At 43.1% G+C, this 548-nt stretch carries 1 protein-coding gene; it reads right to left on the bottom strand.

Annotated features, from left to right (window positions below):
• Nucleotides 1-47: 47 nt before the first annotated feature.
• Nucleotides 48-470, bottom strand: coding sequence for a hypothetical protein (locus DW49_RS0107500; RefSeq protein ID WP_024421191.1), 423 nt, complete (start codon nt 468-470; stop codon nt 48-50).
• Between the last annotated feature and the right edge of the window lie 78 nt (nt 471-548).

The following is a 548-nucleotide window of genomic DNA, read 5'->3' as shown; positions in this document are numbered from 1 at the left end:
TGTTTTCGAAAAAATCAGCCACCAACTAACGGAAAATTCAAATCTTATCAATAGCTTAGCTTGCAGGTTATGGGTAACTTATTTCGAAAACAGCACACTAGCTCGCGTTTTGCTTCAGCTTCAACTTGGTTAGAGTAAGACATGAGAGCATCGGCAAATACGGAAAGAGTTTCTTCGCAAACTTCCTCTTTCCTGTTAAATATCGCGAGATATTTTTGTATGGTTTCTTTGCTCACAAGGGCTTGTAGCGAATTGGTAATGTCGATCTTTTCTTTTTTCTCTCTCTCGGATCTCTTTCCGGAGATAGAAATTCTTAGCTCTTCGACGTCTGTAATTAGTTTTGGCAGACTTCCAGCTAGTCTGAAAAGTGCTGGAGCTATAAGCCAGTAATCATGGCAAACCAGCTCTTCTGTTTGAGAGGCGATGTCGTCAGCAGATACCTCGGCGGCGGCAAAAACTGAGCGCAACACCTGACCAATCCGGTACGGTGAACCTATGTCATATCATGAACTCAGCATTGAAGAACGCATCACGATCCAGTTTGGCCA

Origin of the sequence: Pseudomonas avellanae BPIC 631 (assembly GCF_000444135.1) — a bacterium.
GTDB lineage: Bacteria > Pseudomonadota > Gammaproteobacteria > Pseudomonadales > Pseudomonadaceae > Aquipseudomonas > Aquipseudomonas avellanae.
The sequence above is the reverse complement of the archived record's forward strand: the minus strand, read 5'-3'. Positions and strand labels throughout refer to the sequence as shown.